The following is a 16,556-nucleotide window of genomic DNA, read 5'->3' as shown; positions in this document are numbered from 1 at the left end:
GCCCTGCCCGCTGGCGGCGGGCGCCTGCGTCCCCCCGGTATGCAAAAAAAGGGACGGTCGGCGAACCGTCCCAGGTGAAGAGGAGAGCGTCTTGCTCAAGGGTTTCAAGGACTTCCTGATGCGCGGGAACGTCGTCGACCTGGCGGTCGCGGTGGTCATCGGCGCCGCGTTCACGGCGATCGTCACGGCCTTCACGAACGGCCTGATCAAACCGTTGATCAACACCATCGGCGGGTCGGACGCCGCCAAGGGGCTGGGGTTCAACATCCTGGCCGAGAACGACGCCACGTTCCTCGACTTCGGCGGCGTGATCAACGCGGCGATCAACTTCGTGCTGGTCGCGGCCGTCGTCTACTTCGTGATCGTGCTGCCGGTCAAGCACGTCCAGGAGCGGCGCAAGCGCGGCGAAGAGGCAGGCCCGGCGGAGCCGACCGACGTCGAACTGCTCACCGAGATCCGCGACCTGCTGCGCGCGCAGCAGAACCGCCAGGGCTGAGACCCAGGTTCACCGGTCGTGATGAGGCGGCCGGTTCTCCAGGAACCACGAGTCGGAGTCCGGGGTGCGCTGCCCCGGCTCTCGCTCGTCGGAGGTCGTATCCGGCAGGACGTCGCCGAAGATGTCGTCGACCCGCCGTTTCTCCGCGGCGGAAGGGCGCTTGTCCTTGTCTTCACCTGGCATGACGTCCATTTTCGCACCGGTCGCGCGGTCCGCCCGCCGGTGGGACCATCAGCGCATGAGCATTGTCGACAAAGCGAAGGGGCTGGCCGCCCAGGCCATCCACAAAGCGGAAGAGGTCGCGGGCGAAGTCCGCGAGAAGGCCGGGCCGCTCGCCGAGAAGGCGGGCGACGTCGCGGCCAAGGGAGTCTCGGCGGCGTCGGCCGGGGCGAACAAGGTCACCGGCGGCCGGTTCGAGGACAAGATCGGCCACGTCACCGAAAAGGTGGAGGGAGTGCTGCACCAGGACAAAAAGGGCGAGCCCGGGACCGAGCCCGGACCCGCCCCGAAGAACTAGGCCTCTTCGAGCCCGGAAAGCTCGTCGATCACGTACGGCACCAGCGACGAGAGCGTCGCCATGCCGTCGCGCACGGCCGCGCGTGAACCCGCGAGGTTGACCACCAGCGTGCTGCCGGAGACGCCGACGAGCCCGCGGGAGATACCCGCGTCCACCGCGCCGGCGGCGAGGCCGGACGCGCGCAGTGCCTCACCGATGCCCGGGATCGGGCGGTCGAGCACACCGGCCGTCGCGTCGGGGGTGCGGTCGCGCGGGGAGACCCCGGTGCCGCCGACGGTGATCACCAGGTCGGCGCCGCCGATCACCGCGGTGTTGAGCGCGTTGCGGATCGCGGCCGTCTCGGCCTCGACCACCACGACGCCGTCGACGATGAACCCGGCCTCTTCGAGCAGCTCCGTGACCAGCGGTCCCGTGTTGTCCTCGTGTTCGCCGTGGGCGACCCGATCGTCCACGATGACCACCAGTGCGCGGCCCAGCCGTTGTGCGCTCCGTTCCATGAGCACACCGTATCCGGTTTCGGCTGATCTTCGCTTCGGCGGTGCCGCGTAGTTATGACGATTCCCTGACGTGAGCCGGTGATCCGGGGCCGCCGCCGGAGATCGCCCCTAGCGTCGGAGTGGTGCGAACACTGGTTACCGGCGGGGCCGGGTTCATCGGCTCCCACATCGCCGATCTGCTGTCCGATCAAGGTCAGGAGGTCGTCGTCCTCGACAGCCTCCTTGGCACCGCCCACGGTTCGTCGCGCCCGCCCGGGTACACCGGCCGCCACCGGTTCCTGCGCGGCGACGTCACCGACCCGGAGCTGGTCGCCGAGCTGCTGGACGGCGTCGACGCGGTCTGCCACCAGGCCGCCGTCGTGGGACACGGGGTCGACCCGGCGGACGCGCCGTCGTACGCGCTGAACAACGACTACGGGACAGCGGTGCTGCTCGCCGCGATGCACCGGGCGAAGGTCCGGAAACTGGTGCTCGCCTCGTCGATGGTCGTCTACGGCGAAGGTCGCTACGAATGCCCTGCCCACGGGATCGTCGCGCCGTCGCCGCGGAAACAGTCCGATGTGGATGCCGGACGCTTCGAGCCCACGTGTGCGGCTTGCGGCGCCGAACTCGCCTGGCGGCTGGTTCCCGAAGACGCGCCGCTGCGGCCGCGGAGCACCTACGCGGCCACCAAGCTCGCGCAGGAACATCTGGCGGCGGCGTGGGCCCGGCAGACCGGCGGAACGGTCTGGGCCCTGCGGTACCACAACGTTTACGGGCCCCGGATGCCGCAGAACACCCCGTACGCGGGCGTCGCGTCGCTGTTCCGGTCGTCGCTCCTGCGCGGCGAGACGCCGATCGTCCTGGAGGACGGGAAACAGCAGCGCGACTTCGTGCATGTCCACGACGTGGCGAGGGCGAACGTCCTGGCACTGCGCACCGACGGCCCCGAAGGCGACTTGACGCCGCTGAACATCTGTTCCGGGCAACCCCACTCCGTCGGCGAGCTCGCCGAAGAGCTCGCGAAGGCCTGCAACGGACCCGCCCCGAAGATCGCCGGCGGCGCCCGGCCCGCCGACGTGCGGCACGTCGTCGCGGATCCTGCCCGCGCCGAACGGCTGCTCGGCTTCACCGCGCGAACGGGTTTCGCCGAGGGCATCGCCGGTTTCGCCACCGCTGAGCTGCGGGAACCGGTCGGTTCCTGAAACCGGGAACAGACCGGGCCCCCGGCCGGTTGTCGTTCCCGGCAACGGAATCGACTTTTTGGGGGTTTTGGTGGGCATCACCGTCGGAGACATCGAGATCGAAGCGCTCGGGGACGGCCTGATCCGGCTGCCGCTCGCGTTCTTCCCCGGTCTCGACCCCGAAGCCCACCCGGACGTCTTCGACGAGGACGGCACCGTGCACGTCCCGACCGGCGCGTACCTGATCCGCGGCGCGGGCCGCACGATCCTCGTCGACACCGGCCTCGGCCCGCGCGAATTCGCCTTCCCGCCGGGGATGACGCCCGCCAAGGGCGACCCCACGCCGCCGATGGGCACGGGCGGCGACCTCGCGGCCGCGCTGGACAAGGCCGGGTGCCCGGTGGACGAGATCGACACGGTCTTCCTCACCCACCTGCACAACGACCACATCGGCTGGATCGCCCCCGAAGGCGACCTCACCTTCCCCAGTGCCCAGGTGGTCTTCGGCCAACTCGACTGGGACGCGCTGATCGCGCCCGCCGGGACGGGTGAATGGAGCCGTGTCGGGATGGAGACCGCTCGCGGCGCGGGGCTGACCGAGGCCATCAGCGGCGACGAGGTCGAGATCGCCCCCGGGATCGTGGCGCGGCACGCTCCGGGTCACACGCCCGGCCACTACGTCCTCGACATCACCGCGGACGACGAGCGCCTGCTGCTGCTCGGCGACGTCCTGCACACTCCCGCGCAGCTGACGGACTCGCGGGTCGGTTTCCTCGGCGACGTCGACCCGGACCTCGCTCTCCGTACCCGGCAACGGTTTCTCGCGGAAGCGGAAGAGACCGGCGCGCTCATCGCGCCGGCCCACTTCCCGGATATGGGGTTCCTGCGGCTCTGACCTACTTGCCGCAGAGCACCTTGTCGGTGAGCAGTTGGTCCGCCTTGTTGTAGGCCTGCCCCAGATCGGCGTCCGAGTCGCCGTAGGTCATCGACAGCTCGTAGGTCCTGCTGCCGTCGGGAGTGCTCGCCATCAGCGTCCCGTAGCCGTGGAAGCCGCCCATTCCCTTGAGGACGGTGCCGCAGCTCGCTTCCTGGACGTACAGCCCGAGGCCGTAGCCGCCCTTCGGATGCGGCTTGCGCATCTCGGCCAGCAGCGGGGCGGGCAGCAGTTTTCCGCCCAGCAGCGCGGAGAAGAACGTGTGGAGGTCCTTCGTCGTCGAGATCAGCTCACCGGCGCTGGACGCCCACGACGGGTTCTGGTTCGTGATGTCGACCGTCCTCCACTGCCCGGGCTTCTCCTCGTAGCGGTAATAGCCGTGGGCGTGCGGGCCGGGGATACCCGGCCAGGTGCCGGGCACCACGGTGTCCCGAAGTCCGAGCGGCCGCAGGATCCGCCGCTCGAGCTCATCGCCGTAGGGGCGGCCCGCGACCTTCTCGATCACCAGTCCGGCCAGGACGTAGTTGATGTTCGTGTAGGTCCAGTCGGTGCCGGGCGCGAACAGCGGCGGCTTGGACAGGCCGAAGCGCACCAGCTCCTCCGGCTGGTAGGAGTGATACCGGTTGTCCAGGAACTCCTTACCGGTCAAGGGGATTCCCGGCACGATCGTGCCGTCGGGCAGCATCGCGCCGGTGTAGTCGAACAGGCCGCTGGTGTGCTGCAACAACATCCGCACGGTGATCCGGCGGTCGAGGCCGAACTCGGGTAGATACCCGGCCACCGGCGAGTCCAGGCCGACCTTGCCCTCCCCGACCATCTGCAACACGACGGTGGACACGAAGGTCTTGGTGTTGCTGCCGATCCGGAAACGCCCGTTGGTCGGCGGCTTGGCGGCCGAGCCCAGTTCGCGCACCCCGGCGCTGCCGGTCCAGTCACCGCGTGCGTCGTGCACCCTCAGCTGCGCGCCGGCGAAACCGGAGGCGGCGATCTCGTCCACCATCGCCCGCAGGTCCGGCCGGTCCCGTCCGTTGTCCGCGGCGGCCACGCCGGGGGCGACCCCGGCCAGCAGTGCGGCCACCACCGCGGTGATGCCCGCTCGTCGGAAGATTCGCTTCGCTGAAGTCGTCATGGCGGCAACGATCGCCGTCCGCGCTGACACCGCGGTGACACGCCGCTGACACGGTCAGGGCATGGCGAGCGGCAGCCGGACCTCGAACCGGCAGCCGGGCCCGTGGTTCTCGACGCCGATACGGCCGCGATGGGCTTCGACGAGGCCTTTCGCGATCGCCAGCCCCAACCCACCGCCGCTCGCCAGGCCGCCGCGTTCGGGCGTGCGCGCCCGTGTCCCGCGGAACGCGACGTCGAAGACCCGGCCGATCTCGTCGTCGGGGATCCCTCCGCAGCCGTCGGAAACCGCGAGCAGCGCCTCGCCGCCTTCGATGCCGATCTGGACGGCGACCGTCCCGTCCGGCGGTGTGTGCCGCACGGCGTTGGACACCAGGTTGCGCACGATCCGCGCCAGTTCCGGGTCGCTGCCGGAGACGACCGGCCACACGGTGGCGTATTCGATCATCCGCACGCGTTTCTGGTCGGCGAGCGGGGCCTGCGCGGCGACGGCGTCGCTCACGACGTCGCGCAGCGGCACCGCGGCCATGGTCAGTTGCAGCGCGCCGGCCGTGATCCGCGACAGCTCGAACAGGTCGCCGACCATGCCGGACAGCCGTGTGGTCTCACCGCTGATCCGCCGCGCGTAGCCGGTGACCTCGATCGGGTCGGCGACGACGCCGTCCGCGACGGCCTCGGCCATCGCCTGGATCCCGGCCAGCGGGCTCCGCAGGTCGTGGCTGATCCACGCGACCAGTTCGCGACGCGACGCTTCGGCCGCGCGCTCCCGTTCCCGCGCCTCCCGCTCCCACACGCTCCGGCGCGCGATGGCTCGGCCGAGCACGAGCGCCGCCGGCACGGTCACCAGCGCGACCAGCAGGCAGACCAGCGTCATCGTGGTCAGCGCGGGGGTGAACATGAACCCGCTGATCCCGAGCACCGCGATCAGCGTCGCGAGCACCGGGATCAGCACGAGGATCGTCATCGTGGTGGCCAGCGAACCGCGCCGGAGCAGGTACAGCACCAAACCGCCGAGCAGCACCACCGGCACCGCGAACATCAGCGCGAACGGCAGGATATGCCAGGCATGCGCCAGCATCTCGCCGAGCGACTCCCCGGAGCCGATCATCGCCGCACCGGGTCGTACCGGTAGCCGACGCCCCACACGGTGGCGACGCGGACGGGTTTCGCCGGGTTCTTCTCGATCTTCTCCCGCAACCGTCTCACGTGGACGGTCACGGTGGACTGGTCGCCGAAGTCCCAGCCCCAGACCTTCTCCAGCAGATCGGCGCGGGAGAACGCCACGCCGGGATGGGTGAGGAAGAACGCGAGCAGATCGAATTCCCGGCTGGTCAAGGGAAGTTCCACACCACCGAGGGCCGCCTGCCGCGCCGACATCTGCAACGCGAGATCGCCGTCGGTGATCACCCGCGCCGCCGGTTCGGGCCGCGGCATCCGCGCCCGGCGCAGCACCGACGCCACCCGCAACGCGAGTTCCTTGGGGCTGAACGGTTTCGTGACGTAGTCGTCGGCGCCGAGCTGAAGTCCGGCGATCCGGTTCTCCTCCTCGCCGAGCGCGGTCAGCATCACGACCGGCACCTGGCTCACCTGCCGCAGGCGGCGGCACACCTCGAGCCCGTTGAGCCCGGGCATCATGACGTCGAGGACGACGAGATCCGGCCCGGTCGTGGAGAACAGCCGCAGCCCCTCGGTGCCGTCCCCGGCGACGTCGACCTCGAATCCCGCGACCTCCAGGTATCGCCGGACGACGTCCCGCACGGTCTCGTCGTCGTCGACGACGAGCACCCGGCCCTGTTCTGTCATGCCATCCACCTCACCAGCTCGTCAGCACCAGATGGTTCACCACCAGCGCCGTGGCCGCCGACGCGGCGAGCCACCACCGCCGCCCCTTGACCGGCAGCAGCGCCACCGCGGGCAGCAGCCACACCTCGAACGGTAGCCAGATGCGTTCGACCTCCGCCTTCGACAGGCCGGACAGGTCGGCGAAAGCGATGGTCAGCGCCGCGGCCAGCACGATCAGCGTGACCGGCTCGCGCAACGACCGTTTCGGCTCGGCGAGGAACTCCGCGCCCGCCCGTCGCGTCCCGGCGATCACGGCGGGGCCGAGTGCGATCAGCACCGCCGCGATATCCGCCCACACCCAGTAGGAGTACGGGCGCAGCGTCGCGATCCCCTGGTAGTAGCGCTCCACGACCAGGTGATAGCCGTCGAGCCACCAGAAGCCCGTCAGCGCGAACGCCACGACGACCACGGCCACGCCGACCGCGGCGAGGAGCAGGATCCGCCACTCGCGGGTCAGCACGACGACGGCCAGCACGATCACGCCCAGCAGCACGAGACCGTAGGAGAGGAAGAGCCCGAACCCGAGCAGCAGACCGCCGGGGAGCGCGAGGATCCGCCGTCGCGTGGCGAGCGCCAGCAGCGCGATCCCGGTGGCCGTGACACCCGCGAAGAGACCGTCCGCGGACACCCCGATCCAGATCGCGCCCGGGGTCAGGACGGCGAACGGCAGGACCGTCCTCGCGGCGTCCTGCTTGCCCAGCGCGGAAAGCGTCACCGGCACCGCGACCACGGCCAGGCAACCGACGAGCACGACGACCGTCGAGGCCCACGCGCCGCCCTGCAGACCGAGCCGGTCGAGCCAGACGAAGACCAGCGTCGCGCCCGGCGGATGCCCGGAGACGTGCGTCGTCCACGAATTCGGCTGGAAGTCCAGGATGCGCGAGGAGAACTCGTTCAGCATCGCCGGGATGTCGGTGATGCCCGGGACCTCGTGCAGGTACTCGTGTTCCGTGGTGAGCCTGCCGGTGAACCCGCGCGCCCAGCCGTCGATCATCGCCAGCGAGAACGTCCACGCCAGCGCGGTCACGTAGCCGAGCGCCAGCAGCGGACGCCACCTCAGCCGCGCGGCGAGCGAGGGACCTTTGGTGACGACGAGGAGCGCGAGCATGACGGCGGCGACCGAACCCGGCCCCACGTGCGGCAGCCACAACCCGAACAGCGGCGGCGCGAAGGCGTAGATCACCACGCCGGAGCCGGGCCGGTTGTAGTGGAGGCCGACCGCGATCGCGGCGGCGACCACGAGCATCGCGAGCCCCACGGCGATCAGATCGGCCCGGCGGCCGGTACGGGAAGGGGCGGTGACAGTGGACATCACCGGCACCGTAACCCGCGTTGCCGGCACGAAACGACGGGTCTGCGCCGTCCGTCAGAACTCGGTAAGACCTTCCCTCACCCGGCCGGTCGCGATCCGACGAGGAGCAGGCACAGCACCGCCACCGCGGTGACGACCCCGGCGACCAGCAGCATCGGGTCGAGCGACGGTCCGGTGGCCGCCGCCTCCTGGGTGACCGGAGGCGCGGGCGCCGAGGTCTCGCTCACGGGCGCCGCGGGAGCCTGGGCCTCGCTGCTCGTCGGAGGCGCGCTCGAAGCCGGAGCCGAAGAGGACGGTGGCCGAGCCGTGGTCTGCTTTTTCGACGGCGTAGGAGCCGGCTGCTTCGTGGGCGTTTCCGCGGCGAGCACGGTGACCGTCGCGCGCATGTCCGGATGCACCGAACAGTAGTAGGAATACGTACCCGGTTTGGTGAAGGTGTAGCTCCAGCTCTGCCCCGCCGAGAGCTGAGGACTGCGGAAGGTGACCGGGGCGCTCGTCGTGACGACGTCGTGGGGCGCCTGATCGTGCTGCATCCAGGTGACAGTGTCCCCGACCCGGACGGTCAGCGCCGCCGGGCCGTACGCGTAGTTCTGCATCATCACCTGCTGCGTGGCCGCGTTCGCCGGTGACGTCAGGAAGACGGCTTGCAGGATCAGGAAAAGCGCCGTCAGGACGAGACCGGTGAGCCGCTTCACCGGACGAACTCGATGGCGATCTCGACGTGGACGCGCCGGACGAACCAGCGCGCGCGACGCGGCCGGGGAAGGATTCCTTTGGCCCACAAGACGATCCTTTCTTCATCGACCGGACGCAGCTCGCCGGAGAGCACCAGCCCGCGGTTCCCGATCTCTCCGTCAATCCGCACCTGGTGGCCATCGACGACGAGTTCGCCGGAGGTGAACGTCAGCACACGGGTCTCGTGGCGCCTGAGGATCAAGCGCTTCAACGGCCACGGATAGGTGCGCAGCGAAGAAACGTCCAGCTCGACGAAGAGCGCGGGATCCTCCGAGACGTCCAGGTATCCCGCCGTCGCGGTCAACCTGGCGCGTGCCAAGGGAAAACGCAGGAATCTGATCGACGGCTCGACGACGCACCGGTCCGGGCGCAGCGTGTGGCCGGCTTGGACGGGAGCGGGCAGGAGTTCGGTGTCGGACATCGCTCGTCTCCGTACTGGGGAACGTGGATACTGGCGAAGGGCCCGGCCGGCCGCTTACCGGCCGGGCCCCCTGCTAGCAGCTCGCCTGGTTCAGCAACGGGGTGAGCACGGTTTCCAGCCACACCGTATGCGTCTTGATGTACTGGTCGAGGTTCAGCAGATCGGTGACCTGCTGCCCGGGCGACGTCTCCAGATGCGCGGATTTGAGATGCGCGACGATCGGCGCGAGCGTGTCGGCGACGACCTTGTCGGCCGATCCGTCCAGCACCGGGGCGAGCACGGTTTCCAGCCACACCGTGTGGGTCTTGATGTACTGGTCCAGGTTCAGGATGTCCTGCACCTGCTGCCCCGGCGAGGTCTGCAGGTGCGCCGCCTTGACGTGGTCGATGATCGGCTGCAGCACACCCTTCGGGACACAGGACCCGCCGCCCGGGGTGGTGGGCGGCATCGAGTGCGGCGGGCTCGACGTCGGTGCCGAGGTCGGCGAAGACGTCGGGCCGCTCGTCGGCGAAGACGTCGGCGGAGTGCCCGAGCCCTCCACCTGGACCGAGGCCTTCATGTCCGGGTGCACCGAACAGTAGTAGGAGTAGTTCCCCGCCTTGGTGAAGGTGTGGCTGAAGGTCTGTCCCTGTTGCAACGTCGGCGAAGTGAACTTCTCCGGGCCGTCGGTGATGACGACGTTGTGCGGCGCGGTGTCGTGGTTGGTCCAGGTCACCGTGTCGCCGACGGCGACGGAAAGGCTCGCGGGGCTGTACTTGTATCCCATGATCTCGACGGTTTTGGCGGAGGCCGCCGTCGCCTTTTCCTTGGCGAGCCCCTGGTACAGCGGAACCGCCAGCGGCCCCTGCTTCGACAACGCGGCCAGGTCGACGTCGGCGCTCTGGGCGGTGTCCGCCTGCTGCCCGCCTCGCAGGGTGGCGAGGCTGAACAGCGCGACACCCAGCGCGAGGATCGCCACCGCCACCGGCCAGGTCCGCCGGCGAGCTTCGGCCGTGGGGTTCTCGGGTTCCGGGTTGTCCATAAAGGACACTCCTTTCGATAGCACGGTCACCGGCCGGGACTGGCCGTGACGAGAAGGCTCGCCGCGAAGAGGACCACGATGACGAGCGCGGTCTCGGCGGCGACGGAATGGACGAAGGGGCGGACGGTGGCGGCGTCCCCGCGCAGGACCACCGCGAAATCCAGGCGCCGGGCGACCCAGCTCTTGCTGCCCTGCGCGATGACGAGGACGACCGCGAGGACGAGCAGCTTGACCACCAGCGTGCGCCCGTAGTCCGTTGTGGACAGTCGATCCCAGCTGCCGACCGTCTGCCACGCCAGCACGACGCCCGCCACGATGACGGCGAAGACGGAGACCATGGCCAGCCGGGAATAACGCGGTACGACGGCGGCGAGTTCGCCGGGATCACGCCTGGACAGCACGCCGAACAACAGGACGGCCAGTCCGCCGATCCAGGCGCAGATCCCGGCCAGATGGACGAGGTCCGCGAGCTGGGTGAGCAACGGCCGCCCGCTTTCGACCGCGTGCCCGGTCAACCCCGTAGTGCGCAGCAGCCCCAGTGTCACCACGCCCGCGCCGGCTCGCCAGGCGGCCGACTTCGCCGCTGCCCGGCCGCGTTGCATCAGGTCGGCGAGGACGACACCCGCCAGCAGCCACAGAAGTGCCTTCGCGAACCAGACGCGGCCGAACTGGGTGTCGAGTACTTGCCCGAGCAGGTCCCAGTCGAACAGGTCGGCGGCCGGCCGTTGCGCCGCCCACGCACCCTGCAAACCGAGACCCGCGACGGTACCGGCGAAACCGAGCAGCCATCCGGCTCCGACGACCTTGCGCGCCCGGCCGTGCCCCGCGCCGTCCGGCCACAGGAACGCGAGGAAGAACAGGCCGCCGGTGAACAGGGTCATGCCGAAGTAGTCGACGCAGCGGGCGAGTACGTACCAGGTCTTGACCATGGCTCACCGGACCGGGACGGGGACGGTTTCGAGGACGACCGTGCCGTCGGGCGCACGGCAGTATCCGAGCAGCGTCGCGCCGAGCCCGTCCGCCCCCGTCACGCCGAGGCCGCCGGTGATGCCGCCGAGCAGCGGAAGCGCGGCGACGGTGTCGAGAACCTGTTGCGCCGCACCAGGTTGACACACCGGAAGCTCCTCCGGCGGTGGTGGCGGAGTGGTCGGCACCGTCGTCGGTGGCTCCGGATGCGGATGCGTCGGCACGGGTTCCGGTGGCGGTGCCGACGGGCTGACCTCGACCCCGCCACCGGGTCCGGGCGGCGCCACCGGGGCGGGGACGTCGGTGACCGGATCCGCCGGCAGGGAAGGAATGGGCGCGGGAGGCGGCGGTTTCCCGTCCGGCACCGGGGACGCCTCGGACGGCGCGGGCCCGGCGGCCATCGGCGGCGGGCTTTCCGCCGCCGTCCCGGGTTTCAGCCCGAGACCCGACGCGTATCCGACCACGATCACGACCGCGCCGGTGAGGCTTGCCGCGATCAGCTGATCCCGGCGCGGGACGATACCTCGCAAGGCCACGAATATGTCCTCTCCTACGAAGGAGAAATGGGGAACGGCTCGATGGGCGAGAAGAAAACCAGCTGCCGCGTTACCTGGCATGATCGTCACATGAAGGCCAGGTAAAGGAACCCGGCTCGATGCCGCCGTCCGGCTGTGAGTTCCTCCGCCGAATGCCCGGCCCGTGCGGCCGAACGAGTGAAGGCCGTCCGTTTCGGAGTGCTCTTTCGCCGGAAGCGGTGAGTTTTCGTTAACACGGTTGTCGCACGAACACCCGCCACCGCAACGCGTCCGACCATTCCGTCGCCCACGATGGGGCATCCCCGACGCGATTGCGAGGACCCGACCATGCCGCTTTTCCCGCCCTCGGTGCGAAACGTGCCGCGTGGAGCCGTGATAGCCGCTTCGGTGCTGTTCATGGCACTCGCCGGCGCCCAGCCCGCCATGGCGCACAGCGTGCTCGTCTCGAGTGATCCGGCGAAGGATTCCTCGTTCGCGTCCGCGCCCGCCGCCGTCACCTTGGTGTTCAACGAGCCGCTCGACCGCGGCTTCACCGAATTGGCCGTGCTCGGCCCGGACGGCACGTCGCACTGGGAAGGCGGAGAGCCCGTGGTCACCGGTGAGAAGTTGTCCGCGCCTCTTCGGGCGCTGGGCGCCGCCGGCGTCTACACGGTGAAGTACCGCGTGGTGTCCGCGGATGGCCACCCCGTGTCGGGTTCCGTCCCGTTCACGCTCACCACGGCGGGTCCCGGGACGGCCGCGGCCCCGAAGCCGCGGACCGACACCGCGGCCGCCCTCCCGGCGGCGGACGACTCCGTACCGTTGTGGCCGTGGATCGCCGGGGCCGTCCTGGTCGCGCTCGCCGGGGCGTTCACGGCCAGGCTGATCGCGAAACCGTGACAGCCGGGCACCTTAGCCCTCTCCCGGCCGCCCGGCGGCCTGAACGCGCGATCCGTCAGAACTCGGTAAGAACTTCGCCGACGTCATGATTCGGTAAGCACGGCAAGGGTTTTCGTCCGTCCATCCCGGACTTAACGTGCGTTGCGTGAACGATGACCAGGTTGACGTCGTGCTCCCCTGTCTCGACGAGGCCGGTGCCCTGCCCGGCGTACTGGCGGCCCTGCCCGAGCGGTATCGGGCGATCGTGGTCGACAACGGCTCCACGGACGGCTCCCCCGAGATCGCGGCCGAGCTCGGGGCGAAGGTCGTCCACGAACCCCGGCGCGGCTACGGCGCCGCGGTGCACGCGGGCCTGGAAGCGGCGACGGCGGACGTCGTCTGCTTCGCCGACGCCGACGGTTCTCTCGATCTCGCCGAACTGCCGATGCTCGTCCGCGGCCTCGCGGACGCGGATCTGACGGTCGGGCGGCGGGTGCCGGCCGGACCGGGAGTCTGGCCTTGGCACGCGAGAGCCGGGAACGTGCTGATCTCGTCGCTCCTGCGGCACAAGGGATTGCCCGTCCGGGACATCGCGCCGCTGCGAGCAGTCCGGCGGCGGGCGCTCCTCGATCTCGGCGTCACCGATCGCGCCTTCGGCTACCCGCTCGAACTGCTGATCAAGGCCGGGCGCGCGGGCTGGCGGGTCACCGAGTTCGACGTGTCCTACGGCGAACGCGCCAAGGGCACGAAGTCGAAGGTCTCCGGTTCGCTGCGGGGAACCCTCCGCGCCGCGCGGGATTTCGGGCGGGTGCTGAGCCGATGACCTTCTGCCTGTTGATCGTCGCCAAGGCGCCCGTGCCCGGTTTCGCGAAGACGCGCCTGTGCCCGCCCGCGACACCGGAGCAGGCCGCCGAGATCGCGGCCGCCTCATTGCTCGACACCCTCGACGCCGCCCTCCGGACCCCGGACGCCCGCGTGGTCGTCGCCATGACCGGCGAACTCGCCAAGGCCGTCCGCGGCGCGGAAATCGCTTCGGTACTCCAAAAGACCGAGGTCATCCCCCAACGCGGGGAGGGCTTCGACCTGCGGCTCGTCAACGCGCACGCGGACGCCCCTCGCCCTGGGGAGCCGGTGCTGCAGGTCGGCATGGACACGCCACAGGTCACCCCGGCACTCTTGGCCGAAGCGGCCAACCGGCCCGAAGATTCGGTCCTCGGGCCTGCCGAGGACGGCGGCTGGTGGGCGCTGGGCCTCAAGGATCCTTTACACGCCAAGGCTCTCGCCGGGGTCCCGATGTCGCGCGACGACACCGGACGGCAGACCTTACGCGCTCTGACCGACGTCGGGCTGCGTCCCGGCCGGCTGGCCGCACTGTCCGATGTGGACACCATCGCAGACGCGCGCCGGGTCGCCACGCTGGTACCGCACGGCCGGTTCGCCCGAGCGGTGGCCGAAGTCCGGTGACCGCCTTCGATCGCGGCCTGCTCGGCCACCGCTGCTGGCTGGAACTGGCGACCGGCGAACGCGTGGACCTGCCGGTGGACCGCTGGACGGCCATCCCGTGCGAAGGCGACGACGTCCTCCTCGACGCCTGTGACGGCCCGACCCTCGACGTCGGCTGCGGCCCCGGCAGGCTCACCGCCGCGCTGTCCGAACGCGGCGTCGCCTCGCTCGGCGTCGACATCTCCGCCACCGCCGTACGGCTCACCCACGCCCGAGGCGCCGCCGCGCTCCACCGCGACGTCTTCGACCGGCTCCCCGGCGAAGGACGCTGGCGGCATGTCCTGCTCGCCGACGGGAACATCGGCATCGGCGGCGATCCGCACCGTCTCCTGGCGCGGATGGCCGAACTGCTCACCGCCGGCGGGACCGTGCTCGTCGAACTCGACCCGCCCGGCCGCGGTCTCCGCCAGGACCGGGTCCGCCTGCGTCCCGACAACGGCGCCTGGTTCACCTGGGCGTGGGTCGGTGTCGAAGCGATCGCGGATCTCGCCGCGCGCACCGCGTTCCGCGTCGCCTGGTCCACCAGCCACGGCCACCGCTGGTTCGCCTGCCTGGAGAAAGCATGAACACCCCTTCGGAGCGCGTGACGTCCCGGATCGGTCTCGCCCTCGCCGTCACCTTCACACTGTGCTTCGTCACGGGTTTGATCAGCCACCTCATCCAGCATCCGCCGTCGTGGTTCGGCTGGCCGAGCCGCCCGGTCTGGCTGTACCGGGTCACGCAGGGCACGCACGTGATCTCCGGGATCGCGTCGATCCCCTTGCTGCTGGCCAAACTCTGGAGTGTCTACCCGAAACTGTTCGAGCGTCCGGTGATCCGTTCGCTGCCGCACGCGCTCGAACGCCTGTCGATCCTCGTGCTTTCGGCGGCCGCGTTCTTCGAACTGGTCACCGGCCTGTTCAACATCGCGCAGAACTACCCGTGGAACTTCTACTTCCCGCAGCTGCACTACGCGGTCGCGTGGGTGGCGATCGGCTCGATCCTGGTGCACATCGCGGTGAAACTCCCGATCGTCCGCCGCTCGATCACGAAAGCACCCGACCCCTCACGGCGTGCCTTCCTCCGCACGACCTGGCTGGCCGCGGGGGTCGCCGTCGTGGCGACGGCCGGAGCGACGGTTCCGTTGCTGCGCACCGTTTCCGGACTGTCCTGGCGAAGCGGCAAGGGACCGCAAGGGCTGCCGGTGAACCGGACCGCCGAGGCCGCCGGTGTCCTGGAGACGGCGAAAGACCCAGGCTGGCGGCTCTCCGTGGTGACCCCGAACGGTACGAAGACCTATTCGCTGGAGGAGCTTCGCGCCCTGCCGAGGACTTCGGCCGAACTGCCGATCGCCTGCGTCGAGGGCTGGAGCGAATCCGCGCACTGGAGCGGGGTCTCCCTGCCGGAGTTGTTGCGGCACGCCGGAAGCACGCCGGGAACCCCGGTCCGCGTGTTCTCGCTGGAGAAGGCGGGACCTTACGGCGTCAGCGATCTTCCGGGCGAGCACACCGGGGACGAGCTCACCCTGTTGGCACTGGAACTCAACGGTGAAGTGCTCGACGCCGACCACGGCTTCCCGTGCCGGATCATCGCACCGAACCGGCCCGGTGTCCTGCAGACGAAATGGGTCACCCGCTTGGAGACGCTGTGAAGACGTTGCGGCTGCTGCTTTTCCTGCCCGGCCTCGCCGCGCTCGCGTGGGGCGCGGTGCTGTTCTCCGAGTACGCCTTCCCGCTGCGCCCGGACGTCTTCGGGACGCTCGGCTGGCTCGCCGGCGGTCCACTGGTCCACGACCTGCTGGTCGCGCCGCTGGTCGGCGGCGTGGGCCTCGCGCTGAGCCGGTTCCTCCCGAACCGCTGGAAGACCCCGGTCAAAACGGGCGCGGTCCTCACCGGTGTCCTGACGCTGCTCGCGTTCCCGTTGCTGTGGCGGCCTTTCGGCGGCGCTCGGAACCCGGGCCTGCACGATGCCGACACCGTCACCGGGTTGCTGCTCACCCTCGCCGTCGTGTGGCTTGGAGTCCTCGTGGCCGTGTTCTTCAGGCGAAAGGCGCGTTGAAAGGACCCGGACGAAGGCTCCAGCGACCGTGTCGTGAAGGGTCCCTTTCCAGCCTTCAGGATCAGGGCCCCGACTGTCCACAGGGGACAAATTTCGGGTGACTGCGCCCGACTTAGGCGTTTTACCTATGGGTCGTGAGTGGCAAAGAGGGTTATTGAGGGGTAAGTCAAACGTGACGTGAGGCCTCTTCGCTGACGTCTAAGTGCCAGTGAGTGTCCACAACGGACAGTTTCCGGCTGTGCACTGTCCGGTTTATGGCTATATATACGATCTTGGCCGAGGTCGTGAGTGGCAATGAGGGTTAGAACCCTCTTTGCCACTCACGACCCCCTCGTGAAACCGTGCAGACCACCCAGACCGGACACTCACAGCTCGAAAAGTGTCCTTTGTGGACTCGCCCGTTCAGGCTCTCCTTCATCTGCCCCCCTTCACCACGAACCCGAATCACCACTCACGACCGTATCTGGCCGGAGGCGAAGGCTCCTTTCGTCGCATCAGACCTGGATCCACCGGTGGGTTTTGTTGGTGATCTTGGTGGGGTTTGTTGATCTTGTTGGTGGGCGTGGGCGTGCTGGGGTGTGCTGGCTGGTCCA

21 protein-coding genes are annotated in these 16,556 nt (G+C 69.6%); 10 read left to right on the top strand and 11 right to left on the bottom strand.

Going from position 1 to position 16,556, the window contains the following annotated elements; genetic code table 11:
• Positions 1–91: 91 nt before the first annotated feature.
• Complete coding sequence (gene mscL, locus ACIRGA_RS05600; protein WP_005155596.1) at positions 92–496, top strand: large-conductance mechanosensitive channel protein MscL; 405 nt, start codon at positions 92–94, stop codon at positions 494–496.
• 9 nt (positions 497–505) lie between these two features.
• On the opposite strand, the gene ACIRGA_RS05595 is transcribed toward mscL, so the two are convergent.
• Positions 506–679 (bottom strand): hypothetical protein, encoded by a 174-nt coding sequence (locus ACIRGA_RS05595; RefSeq protein ID WP_400936879.1) that lies wholly within the window; start codon positions 677–679, stop codon positions 506–508.
• 55 nt (positions 680–734) lie between these two features.
• Here ACIRGA_RS05595 and ACIRGA_RS05590 point away from each other — a divergent pair, with 55 nt between their 5' ends.
• Positions 735–1,013, top strand: a complete 279-nt coding sequence (locus tag ACIRGA_RS05590) for a hypothetical protein (protein ID WP_073846255.1) — start codon at positions 735–737, stop codon at positions 1,011–1,013.
• Here ACIRGA_RS05590 and ACIRGA_RS05585 read toward each other — a convergent pair.
• Positions 1,010–1,510 carry a molybdenum cofactor biosynthesis protein B gene (locus ACIRGA_RS05585; RefSeq protein WP_005155592.1) on the bottom strand — a complete coding sequence of 167 codons (501 nt, stop codon included), beginning with the start codon at positions 1,508–1,510 and terminating at the stop codon, positions 1,010–1,012. The genes ACIRGA_RS05590 and ACIRGA_RS05585 overlap by 4 nt on opposite strands.
• A 122-nt stretch (positions 1,511–1,632) precedes the next feature.
• On the opposite strand from ACIRGA_RS05585, the gene ACIRGA_RS05580 reads away from it, so the two are divergent.
• A complete protein-coding gene (locus tag ACIRGA_RS05580) occupies positions 1,633–2,694 on the top strand; it encodes an NAD-dependent epimerase/dehydratase family protein (protein WP_400936877.1) in 1,062 nt (353 codons plus the stop codon).
• Positions 2,695–2,764: 70 nt separating this feature from the next.
• Positions 2,765–3,568 (top strand): MBL fold metallo-hydrolase, encoded by an 804-nt coding sequence (locus ACIRGA_RS05575; RefSeq protein WP_400936874.1) that lies wholly within the window; start codon positions 2,765–2,767, stop codon positions 3,566–3,568.
• A gap of 1 nt (position 3,569) precedes the next feature.
• Here ACIRGA_RS05575 and ACIRGA_RS05570 read toward each other — a convergent pair whose 3' ends face one another.
• From ACIRGA_RS05570 to ACIRGA_RS05530, 9 genes are all read right to left on the bottom strand, one after another.
• Positions 3,570–4,736 (bottom strand): serine hydrolase domain-containing protein, encoded by a 1,167-nt coding sequence (locus ACIRGA_RS05570; protein WP_400936871.1) that lies wholly within the window; start codon positions 4,734–4,736, stop codon positions 3,570–3,572.
• A gap of 54 nt (positions 4,737–4,790) precedes the next feature.
• On the bottom strand, positions 4,791–5,840 hold the full coding sequence (locus ACIRGA_RS05565; RefSeq protein WP_400936869.1) for a sensor histidine kinase: 1,050 nt from the start codon (positions 5,838–5,840) through the stop codon (positions 4,791–4,793).
• A complete protein-coding gene (locus tag ACIRGA_RS05560) occupies positions 5,837–6,535 on the bottom strand; it encodes a response regulator transcription factor (RefSeq protein ID WP_037340495.1) in 699 nt (232 codons plus the stop codon). Before ACIRGA_RS05560 ends, ACIRGA_RS05565 begins: the two co-directional genes overlap by 4 nt.
• Positions 6,536–6,545: 10 nt before the next feature.
• Positions 6,546–7,886 (bottom strand): hypothetical protein, encoded by a 1,341-nt coding sequence (locus ACIRGA_RS05555; protein WP_400936867.1) that lies wholly within the window; start codon positions 7,884–7,886, stop codon positions 6,546–6,548.
• Between the two features lie 77 nt (positions 7,887–7,963).
• On the bottom strand, positions 7,964–8,581 hold the full coding sequence (locus ACIRGA_RS05550) for a plastocyanin/azurin family copper-binding protein (RefSeq protein ID WP_400936865.1): 618 nt from the start codon (positions 8,579–8,581) through the stop codon (positions 7,964–7,966).
• A complete protein-coding gene (locus ACIRGA_RS05545) occupies positions 8,578–9,042 on the bottom strand; it encodes a hypothetical protein (protein ID WP_400936863.1) in 465 nt (154 codons plus the stop codon). Before ACIRGA_RS05545 ends, ACIRGA_RS05550 begins: the two co-directional genes overlap by 4 nt.
• A gap of 73 nt (positions 9,043–9,115) precedes the next feature.
• Positions 9,116–10,063, bottom strand: coding sequence for a plastocyanin/azurin family copper-binding protein (locus ACIRGA_RS05540; RefSeq protein WP_400936860.1), 948 nt, complete (start codon positions 10,061–10,063; stop codon positions 9,116–9,118).
• A gap of 26 nt (positions 10,064–10,089) precedes the next feature.
• Positions 10,090–10,992, bottom strand: a complete 903-nt coding sequence (locus tag ACIRGA_RS05535) for a copper resistance D family protein (protein ID WP_400936857.1) — start codon at positions 10,990–10,992, stop codon at positions 10,090–10,092.
• A 3-nt stretch (positions 10,993–10,995) separates the two neighbouring features.
• Positions 10,996–11,565: a hypothetical protein gene (locus tag ACIRGA_RS05530; RefSeq protein ID WP_400936854.1), complete on the bottom strand. Its 570-nt coding sequence runs from the start codon at positions 11,563–11,565 to the stop codon at positions 10,996–10,998.
• A 327-nt stretch (positions 11,566–11,892) separates the two neighbouring features.
• On the opposite strand from ACIRGA_RS05530, the gene ACIRGA_RS05525 reads away from it, so the two are divergent.
• The 6 genes from ACIRGA_RS05525 to ACIRGA_RS05500 all read left to right on the top strand — a co-directional run bounded on the left by ACIRGA_RS05525 (position 11,893) and on the right by ACIRGA_RS05500 (position 15,963).
• Positions 11,893–12,444, top strand: coding sequence for a copper resistance protein CopC (locus ACIRGA_RS05525; protein WP_400936851.1), 552 nt, complete (start codon positions 11,893–11,895; stop codon positions 12,442–12,444).
• A 145-nt stretch (positions 12,445–12,589) separates the two neighbouring features.
• Positions 12,590–13,246, top strand: coding sequence for a glycosyltransferase family 2 protein (locus tag ACIRGA_RS05520; RefSeq protein ID WP_400936848.1), 657 nt, complete (start codon positions 12,590–12,592; stop codon positions 13,244–13,246).
• Entirely contained in the window at positions 13,243–13,887 is a 645-nt protein-coding gene (locus ACIRGA_RS05515; protein WP_400936845.1) for a DUF2064 domain-containing protein, read from the top strand. Before ACIRGA_RS05520 ends, ACIRGA_RS05515 begins: the two co-directional genes overlap by 4 nt.
• Entirely contained in the window at positions 13,884–14,492 is a 609-nt protein-coding gene (locus tag ACIRGA_RS05510; RefSeq protein WP_400936842.1) for a methyltransferase domain-containing protein, read from the top strand. Before ACIRGA_RS05515 ends, ACIRGA_RS05510 begins: the two co-directional genes overlap by 4 nt.
• Positions 14,489–15,556: a molybdopterin-dependent oxidoreductase gene (locus tag ACIRGA_RS05505; protein ID WP_400936840.1), complete on the top strand. Its 1,068-nt coding sequence runs from the start codon at positions 14,489–14,491 to the stop codon at positions 15,554–15,556. Before ACIRGA_RS05510 ends, ACIRGA_RS05505 begins: the two co-directional genes overlap by 4 nt.
• Positions 15,553–15,963 (top strand): hypothetical protein, encoded by a 411-nt coding sequence (locus ACIRGA_RS05500; protein WP_400936837.1) that lies wholly within the window; start codon positions 15,553–15,555, stop codon positions 15,961–15,963. The genes ACIRGA_RS05505 and ACIRGA_RS05500 overlap by 4 nt, the downstream gene beginning before the upstream one ends.
• Positions 15,964–16,556: the final 593 nt, after the last annotated feature.

The organism is Amycolatopsis sp. NPDC102389, assembly GCF_044765885.1.
Lineage (GTDB): Bacteria > Actinomycetota > Actinomycetes > Mycobacteriales > Pseudonocardiaceae > Amycolatopsis.
The sequence above is the reverse complement of the archived record's forward strand: the minus strand, read 5'-3'. Positions and strand labels throughout refer to the sequence as shown.

Excerpts from the sequence above, each read along its gene's own strand:
- ACIRGA_RS05570 (WP_400936871.1), bottom strand. The coding sequence starts at position 4,736 with ATGACGACTTCAGCGAAGCGAATCTTCCGACGAGCGGGCATCACCGCG.
- ACIRGA_RS05540 (WP_400936860.1), bottom strand. The coding sequence starts at position 10,063 with ATGGACAACCCGGAACCCGAGAACCCCACGGCCGAAGCTCGCCGGCGG.
- ACIRGA_RS05545 (WP_400936863.1), bottom strand. The coding sequence starts at position 9,042 with ATGTCCGACACCGAACTCCTGCCCGCTCCCGTCCAAGCCGGCCACACG.
- ACIRGA_RS05595 (WP_400936879.1), bottom strand. The coding sequence starts at position 679 with ATGCCAGGTGAAGACAAGGACAAGCGCCCTTCCGCCGCGGAGAAACGG.
- ACIRGA_RS05555 (WP_400936867.1), bottom strand. The coding sequence starts at position 7,886 with ATGTCCACTGTCACCGCCCCTTCCCGTACCGGCCGCCGGGCCGATCTG.
- ACIRGA_RS05590 (WP_073846255.1), top strand. The coding sequence starts at position 735 with ATGAGCATTGTCGACAAAGCGAAGGGGCTGGCCGCCCAGGCCATCCAC.
- ACIRGA_RS05565 (WP_400936869.1), bottom strand. The coding sequence starts at position 5,840 with ATGATCGGCTCCGGGGAGTCGCTCGGCGAGATGCTGGCGCATGCCTGG.
- ACIRGA_RS05535 (WP_400936857.1), bottom strand. The coding sequence starts at position 10,992 with ATGGTCAAGACCTGGTACGTACTCGCCCGCTGCGTCGACTACTTCGGC.
- ACIRGA_RS05585 (WP_005155592.1), bottom strand. The coding sequence starts at position 1,510 with ATGGAACGGAGCGCACAACGGCTGGGCCGCGCACTGGTGGTCATCGTG.
- ACIRGA_RS05560 (WP_037340495.1), bottom strand. The coding sequence starts at position 6,535 with ATGACAGAACAGGGCCGGGTGCTCGTCGTCGACGACGACGAGACCGTG.
- ACIRGA_RS05505 (WP_400936840.1), top strand. The coding sequence starts at position 14,489 with ATGAACACCCCTTCGGAGCGCGTGACGTCCCGGATCGGTCTCGCCCTC.
- ACIRGA_RS05525 (WP_400936851.1), top strand. The coding sequence starts at position 11,893 with ATGCCGCTTTTCCCGCCCTCGGTGCGAAACGTGCCGCGTGGAGCCGTG.
- ACIRGA_RS05515 (WP_400936845.1), top strand. The coding sequence starts at position 13,243 with ATGACCTTCTGCCTGTTGATCGTCGCCAAGGCGCCCGTGCCCGGTTTC.